Source organism: Leptolyngbya cf. ectocarpi LEGE 11479, from assembly GCF_015207065.1.
GTDB lineage: Bacteria > Cyanobacteriota > Cyanobacteriia > Phormidesmidales > Phormidesmidaceae > Leptothoe > Leptothoe ectocarpi.
This window is the reverse complement of sequence record NZ_JADEXP010000562.1, coordinates 1-2,382: the sequence shown is the minus strand read 5'-3', so window position 1 is coordinate 2,382 and position 2,382 is coordinate 1. Positions and strand designations below refer to the sequence as shown.

The following is a 2,382-nucleotide window of genomic DNA, read 5'->3' as shown; positions in this document are numbered from 1 at the left end:
CAAAAAAGTGGGCTAGACTACGTCTAAATCACTTTTTATAAGGGCTGAGGTTGTGAATTCTTTTTGGTTGCTGGGATGCTGCGGAGCGTTATTGGTCGTTGGGGCAGGTCTTGGGCGGCATCATATTTTTCCAACCGCAGGTCCTGGGGCATTGAGCGGTGCGATCGCACAAACCACTCAAACCACCGATCCAGCCCTGCAAAGCACCCAGCCGTCAAACCAAGACATTCTCGCTGACTTAGTCCAGGCTGATGTCATTTATTTAGGTGAAACCCATACCGATGAGGCCGACCACATTGCTCAGCTAGACATCATCACAGCGATGCATCAGGCCCGTGGCGACATTGCCATCGGTCTAGAAATGTTTCAGCGTCCATTTCAGTCGGTGTTAGATCAATACATTGCCGGTGAGATTACCGAAGCAGACCTAGTCGAGCAAAGCGAATATGAAACCCGCTGGGGCTTTGATTGGGAACTCTATGCACCGATTATTCGATATGCCCAGGCCAACCAAATTCCGCTAATTGCCCTCAACACCCCCCGAGAAATCACCAAGAAAGTCGCTAGAGAGGGCTTAACTAGCCTAACAGGGCCGGATTTGGAGCATATTCCTCCCCTGACCGACATCGACACCAGCAACGAAAACTATCAGGCCATGCTGGCCCAGGTGTTTAGTCAGCATGGTGGCCATGGCAATAGTGGCCCCAGCTTTGAGAATTTTTTTGCAGCCCAGGTGCTCTGGGATGAAACTATGGCCGCATCGGTGGCCGACTTTGTAACTGATGCACCTAATACCCAGGTGCTTGTTATGGCAGGAGAAGGCCACATTGTTTATGGCTTTGGTATTCCCAGCCGGGTGGAGCGCCGTCTGGGCGATGACCTGGTAGCCTACAGTGTGTTGCTTAATCCCACATCTACAGCCCCCGAGCTAGCCGACTTTTTCTGGTTTTCAGAGTCGATAGAGTCTGAGGCGACGGAATAAGCCGTTCCTTTCGGCTTTGCTCTGTTCCTTGAGCGGAGTCGAAAGGAACTTTATTTAACGCCGCTCAAAGCACTTTAATCAATGGGAATAAAGTCAAATCCGAGACCAGACCGGTTGCCTGGTTGAATTTGTACCAGCTGGGCAGCCCGATTGCGATCTCCCGAGGGCAAAAAGTGGACATCGCCAGTCGCTCCATCCGCTGAGAAGTTAGCCTCTTGTAATGCGGTGCGGATGCCTTCGCGGCTCGGAGCTGTAATGACGGCAGCTCCGAGGGATGCGATCGCATCATAGGCCATGGCGGTACGCCAGCTAACATCCGCTCCCCAAAGCTGACGCGACCCGGTGACAAATTGAGACTCTGGATCTGAGAGCACATGCCACGGAACAGCAACGACTAGCCCCTCAGCATCGGTGGCTCCTTCCTTTAAAACTCGGGGATGATACAGATCGTCTCCACCAAGCAAAGGCAGCTCTTGGTTAACCGCAGCCATCACATCGAAAGACGGCTCCAGTGTATCGGTACTAGACGCCAGCATAATCACGTCCGCCCCCCGTGATTTAGCTAAGGCAATCTGCTGCTCCGCATCCAGACTCTCATCAGCGAGATCATACTCAGTCATAACCTCGCCACCATCACTAAAGACAGACGTGGTAAATTCGCTCTTTAATGAAAGACTGTAGGCACTGTTGGAATCGTAGTAAAGCACAGCTTTTTTAGCATTCAGACCGTCGATCATATGACGGGCCAGAGCCGCTGCGGCAAAGCTATCGCTAGGCACGGTCCGAAAAACATAGGGACTAAATCCCGATAGCTCGACCGACGTACTGACAGCGGACACCATGGGCAGTTTGCCTTGGTCGTAAACGGGGGCGGCCTCTAGAGTAACGCCGCTGCTGTAGTGGCCTAGCACCCCTAAAACCTCGGACCGATTTACTAACTCAGTGGCGATTGATTTAGCCAGGTTAGGATCGTTATCATCATTAGCCAGCAAAATTTTTATCGGTATGCCATTGTCCCCAATCAATTGATTGAGGTCTTGCTGGGCCTGCCCCACTCCCCTCAAAAGCTCTAAACCGATCTCACTGGTGGTCCCAACCGGTGCAATCGCAGCTAACGTATGGGCAGCTTGATCACCGATGCGGGCGTTATTCAAATAGATAAACGCCTCTGGATCGTTACGGTTCTCCTTTAAGGCCGCTTCTAAAGATGCGATCGCTTGGGCATAATCCCCTTGAGCGTAAGCTGCAATGCCCTGCGTTTTTAAGTCTGAAGGATTGGGCAATAGGCTATGGGTACCCTCACTCAGACGTTTAGTCAAAGCCGACGGGGCCACAGCTGTTTTTTTATCTGATGAACTTGATGTAGTCGCATCATCAGTGGCTTTATCGGAGATTATCCC

Annotated in this window: 2 protein-coding genes; one reads left to right on the top strand and one right to left on the bottom strand. The window is 51.6% G+C overall.

Annotated features, from left to right (window positions below; genetic code table 11):
* Positions 1-52 precede the first annotated feature (52 nt).
* A complete protein-coding gene (locus IQ260_RS29910; protein ID WP_193996693.1) occupies positions 53-982 on the top strand; it encodes a ChaN family lipoprotein in 930 nt (309 codons plus the stop codon).
* Between the two features lie 74 nt (positions 983-1,056).
* Here the strand turns inward: IQ260_RS29910 and IQ260_RS29905 are convergent.
* Positions 1,057-2,382, bottom strand: a 1,326-nt coding sequence (locus tag IQ260_RS29905) for an ABC transporter substrate-binding protein (RefSeq protein WP_193996692.1), incomplete at its 5' end; no start/stop codon positions are given.